Source organism: Nocardioides sp. 31GB23 (assembly GCF_040012395.1).
In the GTDB taxonomy this organism is placed as follows: Bacteria; Actinomycetota; Actinomycetes; order Propionibacteriales; family Nocardioidaceae; genus Nocardioides; species Nocardioides salarius.
In genome coordinates, this window is record NZ_JBDYKJ010000011.1 from 26996 (window position 1) to 44010 (window position 17015).

12 protein-coding genes are annotated in these 17015 nt (G+C 73.8%); 7 read left to right on the plus strand and 5 right to left on the minus strand.

Annotated elements, in window-relative coordinates:
- The first annotated feature begins 390 nt into the window (after nucleotides 1-390).
- The 5 genes from ABKW28_RS05085 (at nucleotide 391) to ABKW28_RS05105 (ending at nucleotide 7138) form a co-directional block, all read left to right on the plus strand.
- Nucleotides 391-594 (plus strand): hypothetical protein, encoded by a 204-nt coding sequence (locus tag ABKW28_RS05085; protein ID WP_193668177.1) that lies wholly within the window; start codon nucleotides 391-393, stop codon nucleotides 592-594.
- 65 nt (nucleotides 595-659) lie between these two features.
- Nucleotides 660-1007, plus strand: a complete 348-nt coding sequence (locus tag ABKW28_RS05090; protein ID WP_193668179.1) for a hypothetical protein — start codon at nucleotides 660-662, stop codon at nucleotides 1005-1007.
- A gap of 133 nt (nucleotides 1008-1140) precedes the next feature.
- Entirely contained in the window at nucleotides 1141-4452 is a 3312-nt protein-coding gene (locus ABKW28_RS05095) for a response regulator (protein ID WP_348606901.1), read from the plus strand.
- 98 nt (nucleotides 4453-4550) lie between these two features.
- Nucleotides 4551-5945, plus strand: a complete 1395-nt coding sequence (locus tag ABKW28_RS05100) for a hypothetical protein (RefSeq protein ID WP_348606904.1) — start codon at nucleotides 4551-4553, stop codon at nucleotides 5943-5945.
- An 86-nt stretch (nucleotides 5946-6031) separates the two neighbouring features.
- Nucleotides 6032-7138 (plus strand): Glu/Leu/Phe/Val dehydrogenase dimerization domain-containing protein, encoded by a 1107-nt coding sequence (locus ABKW28_RS05105; protein ID WP_348606907.1) that lies wholly within the window; start codon nucleotides 6032-6034, stop codon nucleotides 7136-7138.
- 156 nt (nucleotides 7139-7294) lie between these two features.
- On the opposite strand, the gene ABKW28_RS05110 is transcribed toward ABKW28_RS05105, so the two are convergent.
- The 3 genes from ABKW28_RS05110 to purF form a co-directional block, all read right to left on the minus strand.
- Nucleotides 7295-7474 carry a DUF3073 domain-containing protein gene (locus tag ABKW28_RS05110; RefSeq protein WP_179614518.1) on the minus strand — a complete coding sequence of 60 codons (180 nt, stop codon included), beginning with the start codon at nucleotides 7472-7474 and terminating at the stop codon, nucleotides 7295-7297.
- A 130-nt stretch (nucleotides 7475-7604) separates the two neighbouring features.
- Complete coding sequence (purM, locus tag ABKW28_RS05115) at nucleotides 7605-8684, minus strand: phosphoribosylformylglycinamidine cyclo-ligase (protein WP_193668184.1); 1080 nt, start codon at nucleotides 8682-8684, stop codon at nucleotides 7605-7607.
- A gap of 18 nt (nucleotides 8685-8702) precedes the next feature.
- A complete protein-coding gene (gene purF / locus ABKW28_RS05120; protein ID WP_348606917.1) occupies nucleotides 8703-10250 on the minus strand; it encodes an amidophosphoribosyltransferase in 1548 nt (515 codons plus the stop codon).
- A 119-nt stretch (nucleotides 10251-10369) separates the two neighbouring features.
- On the opposite strand from purF, the gene ABKW28_RS05125 reads away from it, so the two are divergent.
- Nucleotides 10370-12136, plus strand: coding sequence for a HAMP domain-containing sensor histidine kinase (locus ABKW28_RS05125; RefSeq protein WP_193668188.1), 1767 nt, complete (start codon nucleotides 10370-10372; stop codon nucleotides 12134-12136).
- A gap of 139 nt (nucleotides 12137-12275) precedes the next feature.
- Nucleotides 12276-14036 (plus strand): GAF domain-containing sensor histidine kinase, encoded by a 1761-nt coding sequence (locus tag ABKW28_RS05130; RefSeq protein WP_348606920.1) that lies wholly within the window; start codon nucleotides 12276-12278, stop codon nucleotides 14034-14036.
- Between the two features lie 5 nt (nucleotides 14037-14041).
- Here the strand turns inward: ABKW28_RS05130 and ABKW28_RS05135 are convergent, their stop codons facing one another.
- Together ABKW28_RS05135 and ABKW28_RS05140 are read right to left on the minus strand one after the other, a co-directional pair.
- Nucleotides 14042-14521: a (2Fe-2S)-binding protein gene (locus tag ABKW28_RS05135; RefSeq protein WP_193668192.1), complete on the minus strand. Its 480-nt coding sequence runs from the start codon at nucleotides 14519-14521 to the stop codon at nucleotides 14042-14044.
- A gap of 12 nt (nucleotides 14522-14533) precedes the next feature.
- The gene (locus ABKW28_RS05140; protein WP_348606923.1) at nucleotides 14534-16882 is read right to left on the minus strand and encodes a molybdopterin cofactor-binding domain-containing protein; all 2349 of its coding nucleotides are present in this window, start codon (nucleotides 16880-16882) and stop codon (nucleotides 14534-14536) included.
- Nucleotides 16883-17015 lie beyond the last annotated feature (133 nt).

Below are 17015 nucleotides of genomic sequence, written 5' to 3' on the forward strand. Positions count from 1 at the left end.
CGTCCGACGGGCCGGGACGACGACGGGCCCCCGCCCTGGTCGGCGTGAGCCGCAGGGTGGGGGCCCGTCGTGCCAGGGCTCGTCAGGTCAGAGCACCAGGAAGAGCAGGATGATGATGGCGATGACGAAAGCGGCGATGGCGATGGTGCGAGTGTTCATGGTTCCTCCTGGTGACGGGGCGCGGGACGCCCGGACGGGCTCCCGCCCCTGATCGTGGGGCACCAACCTGCCAGTGGCCAGTCGGCGCGCGGGCCACCCCTTCGGACACACCCGGCACACCCCTCCCACCTGGCCCGGCCCCTCGGCCCTCACCCGCACGGGCGGTGTGCACCCCGAGCGGACACGACACCCTCCCAGGGAGCGCCGCCGGCGCGAGAAGGAGGCACCACCATGCGAGGCATCCTCGGAGCGATCGTCATCATCTGGCTCGTCATCGGCGTCGCCGCCGCCGTCCAGCGCGGCTACTTCGGCGACGACCAGGAGGTCAGCTGCGCCACCGCCGGCACCACCGCTGTCACGGTCCTGGCCGGACCCCTGAACTACTTCGGCGCCAACCCGGAGGTCGACTGCGAGGTGCCCGAGCCCTCCAGCTGAGGGCTGCCCGGGGCGGGACCTCCGGCCCTGGTCCGCGGGCTCCCGCGTGGGACCATGGGAGCACCATGACGACACCGGAGCCCGTCACGCGCCCACGGCGCCGCCACCTGATCGACCCCGCCAACCCTCCCCCGCCGCCGAGCAGCGCCTCGCTCGGGCGCGTCCAGCAGTGGGTGCTGTCGGTGCTGGCCACCACGACGATCCTGCACCTGACCTTCGGCCTGCTCCTGGCCGCCTGGGTGATCGACCAGGACGACCTGGTGCCGGTCGTGGGCCTCGAGGTCATCGCCGGGGTCTTCGCGGTGATCGCCGTGGCGGTCGCCCGGGCGATCCACCGCCGTCCCGTGCTGTCCCCGTGGCTGCTGCTCGGCGTGCTCCCCACGCTGCTCGGGCTCGTGGTCACCCTGCGCTGACGGACGAGTCGACCTCCCGGGTGGGGGCACCACGTGCGAACCTGGGACCCGGCACGCCCGGGCAGGCCACACTGGGGCACACACCGGGCACTGCGCCACCACCATCGCGCGACGACCACCCATGGAGGGACACGTGGCTGAGCCGGCCGGCACCACCGGCGCCTCGTGGCGTGCCGTCGTCGAGGCCAGCACCGACGCGCTGTGGCTCCTCGACGCCGACGGCACCACCGTGTGGGCCAACCGTCGCCTGGGTGAGCTGCTCGGCCGCCCCGACGACGACCTCGTGGGCACCCCCGCCACCGAGGCCTTCGCGCCCGAGACCCGGGCCCGCGTCGCGCGCCACGTCTCCCTGCTCGCGCGCGCCACCCGTGGCCGCGACAACGTGCCGATGGCGCTGCAGCGCGCCGACGGCACGCTGCAGCCGGTGCTCGTCAGCTACTCGCCCGTGCGCGAGCCCGCAGCCCCGGTCCGCTGGCTGCACCGGCTGACCCCCGACACTGCTGCCGGTGCCGCACCGGACGACGGGGAGGAGTCGCTCGTCCGACGTCTCGCCGAGGTCACCGAGCGCGAGCGCCAGCTCGCCGAGGCGCAGGACATCTCCGGCATCGGCAGCTGGTCCTGGGACGTCGTGGCCGACCGGGTCGTGTGGTCCGAGCAGCTCTACCGCATCTACGACCTGGACCCCGCCGACCACGTCGCGACCTACCAGGGCTTCCTCGACCGCATCCACCCCGACGACCGCGAGATGGTGCAGGAACGGGTGCAGGCCACCTTCGAGGGCGCCGAGGAGTTCTCGTTCGACGCTCGGGTGCTGCGTCCGTCGGGCGAGGTGCGCTGGACCCACGGCCGGGGCCGGGTCACCCGCGACACCACGACCTGTCGCCCGCTGCGGATGAGCGGCACCACCGCCGACGTCACGGCCCTGCACCGCCACCAGCAGGCCGCGACCGAGGCCACCGGGCGGATCCGCCTGCTGCAGGAGCTCGCCGTCGCGGCCAACAGCGCCACCACGCTCGAAGAGGCCGTCGTCGTCGTCGGGGCCTCCCTGGTCGAGCACACCGACTGGTCGCCGGTCGCCGGCTACCGCGTCGACTCCGACGACGGGCCCCTGCGCCGCCTCGACCTGCCGATCCCGCCCGCCTGCCCGCCCGACACCGACCTGGCCGAGCGCGCACGTCGTACCGCCCGCATCGCCGACGGCCCCGCCCCGGCGCCGCACGACGCCCCCGACGCCCCCGACACCAGCGCCCGGCACCTCGTCGCCCTGCCGGTGCTGGCCGGCGACCAGGTCGTGGCCGTCCTGCAGGCCCTGACCGGCCCCTGGGTCGGCGAGGAGCACCAGCGCCTGGCCGCGCAGGTCGCCGACCAGCTCGGTGTCGTCGCGACCCGCGAACGTGACGCCGCCGAGGTGCGCGCCGCGCGCGACGCCGCGATGGAGGCCTCCCGGCTCAAGTCGGAGTTCCTGGCCACGATGAGCCACGAGATCCGCACACCGATGAACGGCGTCATCGGCCTCAACGAGCTGCTGCTGCGCACCGAGCTCGACGACCACCAGCACCGGCTCGCGGCAGGCGTGCAGAGCGCCGGGCTGTCGCTGCTGGCGATCATCAACGACATCCTCGACCTGTCGAAGATCGAGTCGGGCAAGCTCGAGCTGGAGGACGTCGACTTCGACGTGCGCAGCGTCTTCGAGCAGACCGCGGCCGTGCTCAGCGGGCCGGCCCACGAGAAGGACCTCGAGCTGGTGGTCTCCTGCCACCCCGAGGTGCCGGAGTTCCTGCGCGGCGACCCGACCCGCCTGGGCCAGGTCCTGACCAACCTCGGCTCCAACGCGGTCAAGTTCACCGAGCACGGCGAGGTCGCGATCCGGGCGCGCATCGAGCGCAGCGACGACGAGGGGGTGCTGCTGCGGGTCGAGGTCACCGACACCGGCGCCGGCATCGCGCCCGAGGCCCAGGCGGGCCTCTTCGACGCCTTCACCCAGGCCGACCTCTCGACCAACCGGCGCCACGGCGGCACCGGCCTCGGTCTGGCGATCTCGCAGCAGCTCGTCGAGGCCATGCGCGGGCGGATCCGGGTCGACAGCGAGCTCGGCCGCGGCAGCACCTTCGCCTTCACCGCCCTGCTGGAGCACACCTCGGTGGCCCCGCGGCAGAGCGCCCCGCGACCCCAGCCGCTGCGCGACGAGCGGGTCCTGGTGGTCGACGACAACGAGACCAACCGCTTCATCCTCACCGAGCAGCTCGCCGCCTGGCACCTGCGACCCGTGGCGGTGGCCACCCCGGCCGAGGCGCTGGCGGCGCTGCGCGAGGCGCACGCGGCGGGCGAACCGTTCACCATCGGCCTGCTCGACCTGGTGCTGCCCCGCATCGACGGACTCGAGCTGGCCCGGATGATCCACAGCGACCCCGACCTCGCCGGGCTGAAGATGCTGCTGCTGACCTCCGACCAGGCCGTCAGCAGCCGCAGCGCCCGCGCCGCCGGCATCAGCACCACCCTCAACAAGCCGGTGCGCCACGCCGAGCTCTACGACGCGCTGGTCGCCGCCACCGGGCGCGGTGGGCAGCCGGCGCACCGCGCGGTGCGCCGGCTGGTGGTGCCCTCCCTCGACCTCCGGGTGCTCGTCGTCGAGGACAACCCGGTCAACCAGCTCGTGGCCACGGGGCTGCTAGAGTCGCTGGGGCTGCACGTCGACGTCGCCGACGACGGGCTGGGCGCCGTCGAGGCGCTGCGCGCCGGGCACGACTACGCGTTGGTGCTGATGGACTGCCGGATGCCGGAGATGGACGGCTTCGAGGCCACCGAGGTGATCCGGGCCCGCGAGGGCGCCGGGCGCCGGGTGCCGATCATCGCCATGACGGCCTCGGCGCTCGAGGGCGAGCGGGAGCGCTGCCTGCAGGTCGGGATGGACGACTTCCTGACCAAGCCCGTCGACCCGACCGCGCTGGAGGAGGTGGTGCGGCGCTGGAGCCGGCCCCAGCCTGCCGACGACGCCCCAGCACCCGACCCCGCACCAGGTCCGGCACCAGGTCCGGCACCCGACCCGATCCCCGAACCGACCCCCGAGCCGGAGCCGGGTGAGGAGGCCGAGCCGGAGCCGCCGGTGGTCGACGAGGTGCGCCGCCAGGTCCTCGACGAGCTGGTCAAGGACGGACAGAGCTTCTTCGACCGCACGGCACGCTCCTTCTCCAGCCGCATCGACGACCAGGTCGCGGCCATCCGCGCCGCCGTCGACGCCCGCGACGCCAACCGTGCCTTCACCGCCTCCCACCTGGTCAAGGGCAGCGCGCTCAACCTGGGCCTGCCCCGGGTCTCCGCCGTGGCCGCCGCGCTCGAGGCCCACACCCACGCCGGGCGCACCGACGAGGCCCGGCCGCTGCTCGACGAGCTCGAGGCCGAGGTGGCGCTCGCCGTCGACGAGCTCGCCCGGCTGGTGCGGCCCTGACCAGCGCGCCCCCGCCGCACGAGCCCGGCCCGGCAGCACCCGGCCGGTTCGAGGAGGTCGCCCGGCGCCGGCCGGTCGACCTCGTCGCGCCCGGTGCGGTGCAGGTCGACCGGGCCGACCCCGGGGGCTCCTCGCGCCACGCGCTCCCGCAGCCCGCCCCCTGCGTGGCCGTCGAGGCCGAGCTGCGGGGCACCGGCCCCGTGCGGCTGCGGCTCGGCGACGACACGCTGTCGGTGAGCGCGGTGCACGCCGAGGGCGCGTGCCTCCTCGAGGTCACCACCACCGTCGGCACGCCGGCCTCCCCCGCGCCCCGCACCAGCCGGCACCGCAGCCGGCGCTCGGCCCGCGCCGAGGGGCTGCACCGGATGGCGCTCACCCTCACCGGCACCGAGGCGGTCGTGCTCGGCGACGACGGCAGCGGCTGGCGCGCCCACGGACGCGTCGACCTGCGCGAGGTCGGTGACCGCGGTCGCACGGCCGGGCTGTGCCGCGACGAGACCTGGCTGGCCGGCCTCGAGGTCGAGCACACCGGCGACGTGGCCCGGCTGCGCGCCGGCGGCTACGGCCAGCTCGGGCTGCGCGACCTGAGGCTGCTCACCCACGCCGACGGCACGGCGTACGCCGACGGACCGGGCGAGGAGGGGCGGGTGCTGTGGCTCAGCGCGACGAGCGCGGGGCCGGGGTTCTTCGGCACCGCCCACACCTCGGTGTGGCGCCTCGAGCTCGACGGCTACCGGCTCGAGCACCGCGCCGACCTGTTCTTCCGCAGGCCGGGACGGCCGGGGGTCTTCGGCGACCACGCCACCCACGTGGTGCGCGACGGTGGCTCTTGGCTGGTCGCGACCAGCACCTGGGGCGACTTCGACCACCGGCGCGACGACGCGGGGGTCGAGGTGACGCTGGCGCGCACCGACGCCGACCTGCTGCACGGGCGCCACGTGCTCGACACCGAGCCGCTGCCGCTGCCGGTCGACCCCCTGGCCTCCGTCGGCGTGTGGGACCCGCACCTGGTGCGCACCGACCTCGGGCAGGGGCCGGTGTGGCTGGTCGGCTACGTCAGCGCGCGGGAGTTCTTCGACTTCCACCCCGTGCTCGCCGAGGGGCCGGCGCTGGACCGGCTCTCGCTGCGCGCCGCGCTGACCTCGCGGCGTGCCACCGAGGGCACCACCCTGGTGCGCTGGGACGGGCGGTGGCGGGTGCTGGCCAGCGACGGGCGCGACAACCCGCGGCGGCACCGGGCGCAGTACCCCGTGCTCGACCTCGACCTGCGACCCGACGGCGCACCGCTGGACGCGGCGTACCCGACCAACATCCCGTGGCCCACGCTCGCCCCGCTGCCCGACGGAGGCTGGCTGCTGCTCACCTTCAACGGCCGCGGCGTGGGCGGGCGGGTCGTGGGCTACGGCAGCCACGGCGACGTGGTGGTGCTGCGCGCCCCCGCGGCGGCGCCGGGGGCCGGCGCGGAAGACACGGCGGCGGACCCGGCGTCGTAGGCTGGCAGTGAGACCTGCGCCACCCCTGCGGGCCTCGCCACCCACCGCCACACCACCCCCGTGGCCCGAGCAGAGAGCGGCCCATCATGTCCGTGACCCCCAGCAGCCCCGGCAGCCCCGTCGACGTCTTCGAGGTCGGCGCCGAGCACGAGCAGGTCGTCTTCGCCAACGACCCGGCCACCGGCCTGCGCGCGATCGTCGCCATCCACTCCACCGCCCTGGGCCCGGCGCTGGGCGGCACCCGCTTCTACCCCTACGCCTCGACCGCAGACGCGCTGCGCGACGTGCTCGACCTCTCGCGCGGGATGTCCTACAAGGCGGCGCTGGCCGGCCTCGACCTCGGCGGCGGCAAGGCCGTGATCATCGGCGACCCGGCGACGCTGAAGACCGAGGCGCTGCTGCGCGCCTACGGCCGGTTCGTGCAGACCCTCGGCGGGCGCTACCGCACCGCCTGCGACATCGGCACCTTCTCGGTCGACATGGACCACGTCGCGCGCGAGTGCGACTTCGTCACCGGCCGCACCGTCGCCCACGGCGGCGCCGGCGACAGCTCGGTGCTGACGGCGTACGGCGTCTTCCAGGGCATGCGGGCCGCGGCCCAGGTCGCCTTTGGCGAGCCCACCCTGGCCGGGCGCACCGTCGGGGTCGCCGGGGTCGGCAAGGTCGGGCGCCACCTCGTGGCCCACCTCGTCGAGGACGGCGCCGACGTGGTCGTCACCGATGTCCACGCGCCCGCGGTCGACGCCGTGCTGGCCGCCCACCCGGGCGTGCGCTCCGTGGCCACCACCGAGGAGCTGGTGGGCTCCCGGCTCGACGTCTACGCGCCCTGCGCGATGGGCGGCGCGATCAGCGACGAGGTCGTCGAGGTGCTCAGCGCCCGCGTCGTCTGCGGCGCGGCCAACAACCAGCTGGCCCATCCCGGCGTCGAGAAGGCGCTGGCCGACCGCGGCGTCGTCTACGCCCCCGACTACTGCGTCAACGCCGGCGGACTGGTCCAGGTCGCCGACGAGCTGCACCCCGCCGGCTTCAGCTTCGAGCGCGCCCGCCAGCGCGCCACGGGCATCTTCGACACCACCCTGGCGATCCTGGCCCACGCCGAGGCCGAGCACGTCTCGCCGGCCCTGGCCGCCGACCGGATCGCCGAGGCGCGGATGCGCGACGTGGGTCGGCTGCGCTCCATCTGGGTCGGCTGAGACACCCCCGAGCCGGCGCCAGTTCCTCGCCGAGCCGGCGCCACTTCCCGTCGTACGACGTCGGCGGCAGGAAGTGCCGCCGGCTCGCGCAGGAAGCAGCGCCGGCTCGCAGGAGCTGGTGCCGGCTCGCGGAGGGCCCGAGGGCCGCCGGAGGGCTCAGTCGCGACGAGGGTCGTAGTCCGACCACTCGTCGGGCTCGTCGCCCTGCTCGGTGTCACTCGCTTCTTCACTGCCATGCAGCTCTCGCGCCAGCGCCCCGAAGTCCGTCTCGTGAGTGCGGTACTTCAGGTCGCGGGCGACCTTCGTCTGCTTGGCCTTTGCACGGCCGCGCCCCATAGGGTCAGCCCCCTCGCACGCTTGGCCGGGGCGCTATGGCTCCCGGGCTGTCTCTGCAATCTCGTGGGGGCAACGCTACCTGCTGGGGGGTCGTTCACGCACACCCGGCTCGCGGTGACGCCCCCAGGCTTCACCAACCGGGGTGCTGGCCCACCAGGTCGACGCGCCCACCGCGGTCGGCCGACGCCCGCACCTCGCCGGCGACCCAGGCGCGCACGCCGTGCCCGGCCAGCACCGACACCGCGGTGTCGACGTCGCCCGCCGGCAGCAGCGCCACCATGCCCACGCCGCAGTTCAGCGTCGCCTCCAGGTCGGGCTGGGAGACCGAGCCGACGCGGCGCACCAGGTCGAAGACGGGCTGGGGGGTCCAGGTGGCGCGGTCGATCGTGGCCGCCAGCTCGACCGGCATCACCCGCTCGAGGTTGGCGGCCAGGCCGCCGCCGGTCACGTGCGACATCGCGTGGACACCGGTGCGCGCGGCGAGGTCGAGGCAGGCCTTGGCGTAGATGCGGGTCGGCTCGAGCAGCTCCTCGCCGAGGGTGCGGCCCAGCTCGGGCACGTCACGGTCGAGCGCCCAGCCGGCGCCACCGTCGCCCGCGCTGCCGAGCAGCACGTGGCGCACCAGCGAGTAGCCGTTGGAGTGCAGGCCGCTGGCCTCCATCGCCAGCACCACGTCGCCGGGACGCACGCGGGCCGGCCCCAGCAGGCGGTCGGCCTCGACCACGCCGGTGGTGGCGCCGGCGACGTCGTACTCGTCGGGGGCCAGCAGGCCCGGGTGCTCGGCGGTCTCGCCGCCGACCAGCGCGCAGCCGGCCTCGGCGCAGCCCTCGGCGATGCCCCTGACGATGGCCGCGATCCGCTCGGGCACCACCCGGCCGGTGGCGATGTAGTCGGTCATGAAGAGCGGCTCGGCGCCGCAGACCACGAGGTCGTCGACGACCATGCCGACCAGGTCGCGCCCGATGGTGTCGTGCACGTCCATCGCCTGCGCGATCGCGACCTTGGTGCCGACGCCGTCGGTCGAGGTGGCCAGCAGCGGGCGGGTGTAGCGGGTCAGCGCGGTGGCGTCGAAGAGGCCGGCGAAGCCGCCGAGCCCGCCGATGACCTCGGGCCGCGTGGCCAGCGCCACCGAGCCCTTCATCAGCTCGATGGCGGTGTCGGCCGCCTCGATGTCGACGCCGGCCCGGGCGTAGGCGTTGGTCTCGGTCACGTCAGGCCTCCTGGCCGCTCACGGGTTGTTGAGGACCGGCAGCGCGCGGCCCAGGGTGGGCGAGCTCAGGCTCGCCTCGAGGAGGTGCTTGCCGAGCAGCGACTCGTCGGGCAGCTCGACCGGGTAGTCGCCGGTGAAGCAGGCGGTGCACAGGCTCGAGCGCTCCTGGCCCGTCGAGGCGACCATCCCCTCGAGCGAGATGTAGCCGAGGCTGTCGGCGCCGACGCTGGCCGCGATCTCGTCGACGTCGAGACCGTTGGCGATCAGCTCGGCGCGGGTGGCGAAGTCGATGCCGTAGAAGCAGGGCCACTTCACCGGGGGCGAGGAGATCCGCACGTGCACCTCGAGGGCACCGGCCTCGCGCAGCATCCGCACCTGCGCACGCTGGGTGTTGCCGCGCACGATCGAGTCGTCGACGACGACGAGCTTCTTGCCGCGGATCATGTGCTCGAGGGCGTTGAGCTTGAGCCGCAGGCCGAGCTGGCGCAGCGTCTGGCTGGGCTGGATGAAGGTGCGCCCGACGTAGGCGTTCTTGACGAAGCCCTGGCCGAAGGGGATGCCGGACTCCTCGGCGTAGCCGGACGCGGCGGGGGTGCCCGACTCGGGCACCGGCATCACCATGTCGGCGTCGACGGGGAACTGGCGGGCCAGCTCGCGCCCCATCTCGACGCGCGCCTCGTGCACCGATCGGCCGGCGATCTTGGCGTCGGGGCGGGCGAGGTAGACGTACTCGAAGACGCAGCCCTTGCGATCGGGCTCGGCGAAGGTGTGCGAGCGCAGCCCGTCGCCGTCGATGACGATCATCTCTCCGGGCTCGACCTCACGCACCACGCTGGCGCCGATCGTGGCGAGCGCGGCGTCCTCGGAGGCCACCACCCAGCCCCGGTCGAGGCGCCCGAGCACCAGCGGGCGGATGCCCTGGGGGTCGCGGGCGGCGTAGAGGGTGTCCTCGTTCATCCACACGAAGCAGAAGGCCCCGCGCAGCATCGGCAGCACCTCCAGCGCCCGCGCCTCGAGGGTGCTGTCGGGGTGGTGGGCCAGCAGCGCGGTGACCAGGCTGGTGTCGTTGGTGGCGGCGTCGCCCGGGCGCTGCAGGTCGAGCTCGCCGTCGGGGCCCGGCAGGGCCGCGACCTCCTCGCGCAGCTCGTGGGTGTTGATGAGGTTGCCGTTGTGGCCCAGCGCGATGGAGCCGTCGGGCGTGGGACGGAACGTCGGCTGGGCGTTCTCCCAGGTCGAGGCGCCGGTGGTGGAGTAGCGCGAGTGCCCGATCGCCAGGTGGCCCTTGAGGGAGTCGAGCGTGGTCTCGTCGAAGACCTGCGAGACCAGCCCCATGTCCTTGTAGACGAGGATCTGGCGACCGTTGCTCACCGCGATGCCGGCCGACTCCTGGCCTCGGTGCTGCAGCGCGTAGAGGCCGAAGTAGGTCAGCTTGGCGACGTCCTCACCGGGCGCCCAGACGCCGAAGACGCCGCAGGCGTCCTGCGGCCCCTGGTCCTGCGGGTCGAGGGCGGTCGTCAGTCGCCCGTCTCCACCTCGGCGGGTGCTGCCACTGCTCTGGAAGGGCACGGCTCGCAGTCTACGCACCGGGGGCTGCCTGGCCGATTCGCCTCCCGGACGCGGACCCGGGCCGTACGATCACCGCAGCCTGGGAGCATGACCAAGACGCGTGGACGGACGAGGGACCTGTGAGCGAGCGAGCCTGGCCGGGTGCCGACACCGCGACCCCGGGGGCCGACGTCCTGACCCTGATCGCCGAGGGCGTGACCCGGGTGGTGGGCTTCCAGGTCGCGGCCGTCGGGCTGGTGCGCGGCGACGAGCTCGAGACCGTCGCGGTGGCCGGCGACGAGGCCGTGCGCGGGGCACTGCTGGGCTCGCGGACCCCGCTCACCTTCATCCTCGCCGAGCTCGAGCTGGCCGAACGCTGGGGGCCGCTGCTCTTCGTCCCCCACGAGGCGCTCCCCGACGACCTCCACGTCTGGGGCTGGGTGCCCGACACCGTGCCCATCGACGCCCCCGACGCCTGGCACCCCATGGACGCCCTGTGCGCGCCGTTGCACGGGCGCGACGGCGAGCTGCTGGGCATGCTGTCCATGGACGTGCCCGAGGACGGGCGCCGCCCGGGCCCGGAGGCGCAGCGGGTGCTGGCGGCGTACGCCGACCAGGCCGCGCGGGCCGCCCTGCTGGCCCTCGAGCGCGAGCAGCTGGCCGAGCAGGTGCGCCTGGCCTCGGCCGCTCGCCAGATCGTCCGCAACGCCCCCGCGCACCTCGGCGTCGACGAGGTGATGGGCGCCAGCGCCGACGCCCTGATGCAGGGCTTCCGTGCCGTCGGGGCGTGGATGCAGATCTTCGACGACGACGACGGGCACGGCACCGGGCGGATCGTGACGGCCGACCAGACCGAGGTCAGCCTGCCGGGACGGCTCGTGCGGGTCGCCGAGCGGGCGGCGCGGGCCGCGTGGACCCAGCAGCGCGTCGACGTGGTCTCGCACGAGCACCCCTTCGCGCCGGTGCTGACCGAGCGCGACGTCACCGAGATCGTCGACTTCCTCGAGTCCATCCGGGTCGGCGCGCTGCTCTTCGTGCCGATCGGCGCCGGGCCGGAGGCGCTGGGCAACCTGGTGCTGACCCGGCCGCCGGGCGCGCAGCCCTGGAGCGACACCGAGCGCGAGGCCGCCCTCGACATCGGCCACGACCTCGGGCGGGTGGTGCTCAACGCCCGCTCCTTCGAGCGTGAGCACCGCCTGATCGAGGAGCTGCGTGCCCTCGACGTCTACAAGGGACGCCTGATCGCCACGGTGTCGCACGAGCTCAAGAACCCGCTCGCCGCGATCGTGGGCCACCTCGAGATCCTGCAGGACGAGGAGACCGAGCCCCTCGTCTCCGCGTCGGTGGCCGCGATCGACCGCGGCGCACGGCGCCTGGCCCGCGTCGCCGACGACCTGCTGCTCCTGGCGAGGGTGGGCGACCCCGCCCACCCCGTGGTGCCGCGGCCCGTCGACCTCGCCGACGTCGTCGACGACGTGCTGGGGCTGCAGGGCCACGTCCTGACCCGCAAGGGCATCGAGGTCGTCGTCGAGAAGCCCGACCGGGCGGTGGTGGCCATGGCCGACCTCGAGGAGATCGAGCGGGTCGTCACCAACCTGGTCAGCAACGCCGGCAAGTACACCCCCTCCGGCGGCCGGGTGACCGTCTGCCTCGCGGTCGAGGACGCCGAGGCGGTGCTGGAGTGCACCGACACCGGGCTGGGCATCTCGCCGGAGGACCAGGAGCAGCTCTTCCAGGAGTTCTTCCGCTCCACCAACCCCCTCGCCCAGGCCCAGCCGGGCACCGGCCTGGGCCTGAGCATCGTGCACCGCATCGTGGCCCGCCACGGCGGTCGCACCGAGGTGGAGTCGCGGCTCGGGGAGGGCAGCACCTTCCGGGTGCGGCTGCCCGTCGCGGTCACGGGCTGAGGCACGGCGGGCCCCGAGCCCGTCGCGTCGCGGCCGGGCCCGACCTGTGGAAAGAGGGGCCGTCGGCCAAGAGGCCGCTTTATGGTGGAGCAGACCCCCCGTCCGCCCGACAACTGCACCAGCTGCCGGAGCCGCCCCCGTGAGCCACACCCCGGGCACCGCCACCACGGCTCCTGTGGACCCCTCGACGTCGCGGGACAGCCCCGACCTGGCCCGGATGCTCGGCACGATCGCGGCCGAGATGGCCAGCGCCGGCGGCTTCCGGGTCTCGGCCGTGAGCCTCTTCCGCGCCAGCGACGAGCTCGAGTTCGTCGTCGTCGACGGCGACGACGACGCGGCGGCGGACCTGACCGGCGACATCACCCCGACCCCGGTCGCGATGACCATGCTCGAGCGCGCGGAGCGGTGGGGACCGCTGCGCTTCCTGCCGCACCACGAGGCGGTCGAGCTGCTCGACCACATCTGGGTGGGCTCCGCGGAGGGCGACGGTGCCGACGCCCACCCCGACGCCCACCCGGACGCCTGGCAGCCGTGCGACCTGCTGATGGCTCCGCTCACCGACGCCGAGGGCGCCCTGCAGGGCATCGTCTGGGTCGACCTGCCCCACGACGGCCGTCGTCCCGGCCCCGAGCAGCGCCGCCGTCTCGCCGAGCACGCCGAGCGCGCCAACCGGGCCATGGTCCAGGCGCTCGAGCACGAGCGGCTGCGCGAGCAGGTGCGTCTCGCCGACGCGGCGCGGCGGGTGGTCCGCACCGCGACCGCCGACCTCGACCTGGCCCGCCTGGTGCAGACCACGATCGACAGCGTCTGCGACGGGTTCGCCGTCGACGAGGTGCGTGTGCACCTGCTGGCCGAGGAGGACGTGGCCGACCTCGACGAGCTCTCGCTGCAGTCGCGTCTCCTGGCCGAGCGCTGCTGGCGCGACCAGCAAGTCGCCATCGTGTCGCACCGCCGCGCGGCTCCCGCGCTGCTCAGCGCCGAGGAGCACGCGGTGCTGCTCGACGGCCTCCACGAGCAGGGTGACGCCTCGCTGCTGCTGACGCCGCTCGGGGCCGGTCCCGAGTGCGTCGGCCGCCTGCTGATGTTCCGCCACGACCGAGCCGACTGGTCCGACGAGGAGGCCAGCGCCGCGCTCGACATCGGCCACGACCTCGGCCGGGCGGTGCTCAACGCCCGCAGCTTCGAGCGCGAGCAGCAGGCCGCGGCGTACCGCCAGCAGCTGATCGCGACGATGGCCCACGAGCTCAAGAACCCGCTCGCGGCCGTCGGCGGCTACCTCGACATGCTGGAGATGTTCCTCGCCGAGGAGCCGGGCACCGGCACCCAGGTGCAGCGCTCGCTGCGCGGGATCGGACGGGCCACCCGGCGTCTCGACGACATCGTGGCCGACCTGCTGACGCTGGCCCGCTTCGACGAGGCGGCCGACCCCGCGTCGCTGGAGCCGCACGACCTCGGCGTCCTCCTGCACGACGTCGTCGACGGCCTGGCGGTGCAGGCCGACGCCCGCGGCATCCGGGTACAGGTGCACCTGCCGTCCCAGCAGGCCCTGGTCGACGCCGACCCCTCCGACCTCGAGCGGCTGGTCGTCAACCTGGTCAGCAACGCCGTGAAGTACTCCCACGACGGAGGTGAGGTCGACGTGCACCTCGAGGCCGCGCCACCCACCGTGGTGCTGCGGGTCGTCGACCGCGGCATCGGCATCGACCCCGCCGAGCAGCAGCGCCTCTTCGAGGAGTTCTACCGCTCGGCCGACCCCGCTGCCGCCAGCCAGTCGGGCACGGGGCTCGGGCTGGCGATCGTGCACCGCGTCGTGCACCACCTCGGCGGCCGGATCGACGTCGAGTCGGCCCCCGGGGAGGGCAGCGTCTTCACCGTCACCCTCCCCGGCAGCCGCGTCTGAGCGGGTCAGCCCATCCCGCGGGCCCCCTGCACGACGGCCTCGCGGATGCGCGTGTAGGTGCCGCAGCGGCAGATGTTGCGGATCGTGTCGAGGTCGGACTCGCTGATCTCGCGACCCTCGCGGCGCACCTTCTTGACCAGCGCCACGGCGGCCATGATCTGGCCGGGCTGGCAGTAGCCGCACTGCGGGACGTCGCGGTCGATCCAGGCCTCCTGCATGGGGTGCAGGTCCTGGCCCACGGTGTCGGGGAGGCCCTCGATCGTGGTGACCTCGTCGCGGCGGCCCAGGTCGCCGACCCGCACCGAGCACGGGTTGAAGGCCTTGCCGTTGATGTGCGACGTGCACGCCTTGCACACGTTGATGCCGCACCCGTACTTCGGTCCGGTGACCCCGAGGAGGTCACGCAGGACCCAGAGCACCCGCACGTCGTCCTTGACGTTCACGGTGACCGGCTTGCCGTTGAGGATGAAGGTCTGCTTGGGCATGTCGGCCTCTCCTTAGTAGGTGAACTTGAGGCCGTTGGTCGGCGACTTGGGGACCGACGGCACGAACGACTTGGGCTTGAAGGTGACCTTGCCGTGGTTGATGGGGAACCGGGTGGGCATCGTGCCCGTGGCCCGCGCGTAGGCGCAGGCCACCGCCGCCGCCGAGGCGGCCACGCCGGCCTCGCCGGCGCCACCGGGCAGCCGGTCCTCCGAGGGCAGCACGAAGCAGTCGAAGCGCGGCGGGATGTTCCACTGGCGGGTGTAGTAGTAGTTGTCCCAGCTGGCCTCGAGGAAGTGCCCGTCGCGCAGGTGCACGCTGCTGGTCAGGGTCAGCGCCAGGCCGTCGGAGAAGCCGCCCATCATCTGGGCCTCCAGGCCCCGGGGGTTGATCACCAGGCCGGCGTCGACGGCGAACGTCGCGCGGGTGACCCGCGGGCCGGTCACGGCGTTGCGGATCTTGCGGTTGACGGTCTCGGGGCGCACGTCGATCTCGACCAGGCAGGCGGTCGCGCCCTTGTACTCCTGGTGGATCGCGATGCCCTGGGCCGTCCCCTGGGGCATCCTGCGACCCCAGTCGCCCTCCTCGGCGACCTTCTCGAGCGCCTTGCGGACCTTGTCGCTCTTGGCGTGGCGCAGCCGGAACTCCAGCGGGTCGAGCCCCACCTCGGCGGCCAGCCGGTCGACGACCAGCTCGGCGGCCACCCGGGTGTCGGGCGAGTAGATGTTGCGCATGCTGCCGGTGTTGAAGCGGTCGTCGGTCTCATTGAGCAGCTGGGTGACGACGCCGAAGTTGTAGCCGAGCTCCTGGGTCAGGGTGAAGATGGTCTGGGAGAAGCCCAGCCCGCCCACCATCTTGCCGACCTCGGTGGGCGCCTCGTCGATGGTCGAGGTGATGATCTCGCCCAGGCCGTGGCTGAAGTCGGTGACCACGCTGGTGTTGCGCTGCTCGAAGCTGAGCACCTGCCCGGCCAGCACCGTCGCGCGGATGCGCGAGGTCACCATCGGGTGCAGCCGGCCCTGGCGGGGCTCGTCGGCGCGGTGCCACATCAGCTTGACCGGCTTGCCCATCGCCTGCGAGACCTTGGCGGCCTCGATCGCGGCGTCGCTGAAGAGCTTGTGGCCGAAGGAGCCACCGCCGGTCACGACGTTGACCTTCACCTGGTCCTGGCTCATCCCCAGCGCCTGGGCGATGTTCTGCTGGGCCAGGATCGGCACCTTGAGCCCCGACCAGATCTCGGCGGAGTCCTCGCGCACGTCGGCGATGGCGCAGTTGGGCTCCAGCGCCGCGCTGGAGCGGAACATGAACTCGAAGCGCTCCTCGACGGTCTTGGCCAGCAGCGGCACCTCCGGCACCGCCAGCGGCAGCTCGGCCTTCTTCAGCCGGGCCAGGATGGTCTGGTCGGACTCCCCGTCGACCGGGCCGCCGTTCCACACCACGTCCATCGCGCGGATCGCGTCGATGCACTGGCCGAAGGTCTTGGCGCGCACCGCGACCCCGGTGTCGACGAGCGCGACCTGCTTGACGCCCGGCATCCGCAGGATCTTCTTCTTGTTGCGCAGCCGCTTGGGCGTGCCGTTGAGCGTGGGCGCCCGGCACAGCATGGTGGGCAGCGCGCCCTTGACCTCGAGGTCGAGGGTGAAGTCCTTCTGGCCGGTCACCGCGAGCCGCGCGTCGTCGCGGTTGCGCGGCCTGCCGATGCGGGTGAACTCCTCGGGGTCCTTGAGGAGCACGTCGACGACCTCGGTGACCGGGCTCGCCGCGAGGCGGGCCAGGTCGCCGTAGCCCAGCGTCTCGCCGGCCGGGCCGATGACGACGCCGTCCTTGGTGCGCAGCCGCTCGACGGCGTACCCCATCTCGAGCGCGGCGGCCTCGAGGAGCGCGCCGCGGGCGATGGCCGAGGCCACCCGGATCGGCGTGTACGTCGACACGGTGCTGTTGGAGCCGCCGGTGAGCTGGTTGAAGACCAGCTCGGGGCGGGCCGGGGCCAGGGTGACCCGCACCTTGTCGACCGGCAGGTCGAGCTCCTCGGCGATGATCATCGCGGTCGAGGTGGTGATGCCCTGGCCGACCTCCATGCGCGGCAGCGCGAAGGAGGCGGTGCCGTCGTCGTTGATCTCGATGGTGATCAGCTGCGAGGTGGGCAGCGCCGCGTCGGTCTGCAGGTCCTCGAGGTCGTAGAGCTCGGGCACCTGCGGCAGCGACGGGACGGCGGCCCGTGCCGGGCGCGCCATCGTGAGGTCGGCCGCGGCCACGAGCGTGGTGCCGCCGATCACGTAGCCGAGGAAGGAGCGACGCCGGACCCCTCCCGCGGGGTCCGGTCCGGGGGCGGGGGGCTGGGGTCGTGCGTCTGGCGAGGTCATGTGTCCGAGGTGCTCCCATGCGGTTCGGGGGGGTGGGGGCCGACCGCTTGCGGTCGTGCCCCCTCTCTACCCGCGCGTGAGCGTCGTCACGCACATGTGGAGTTCGGTCCTGTCAGACGGACGGATTTTTACC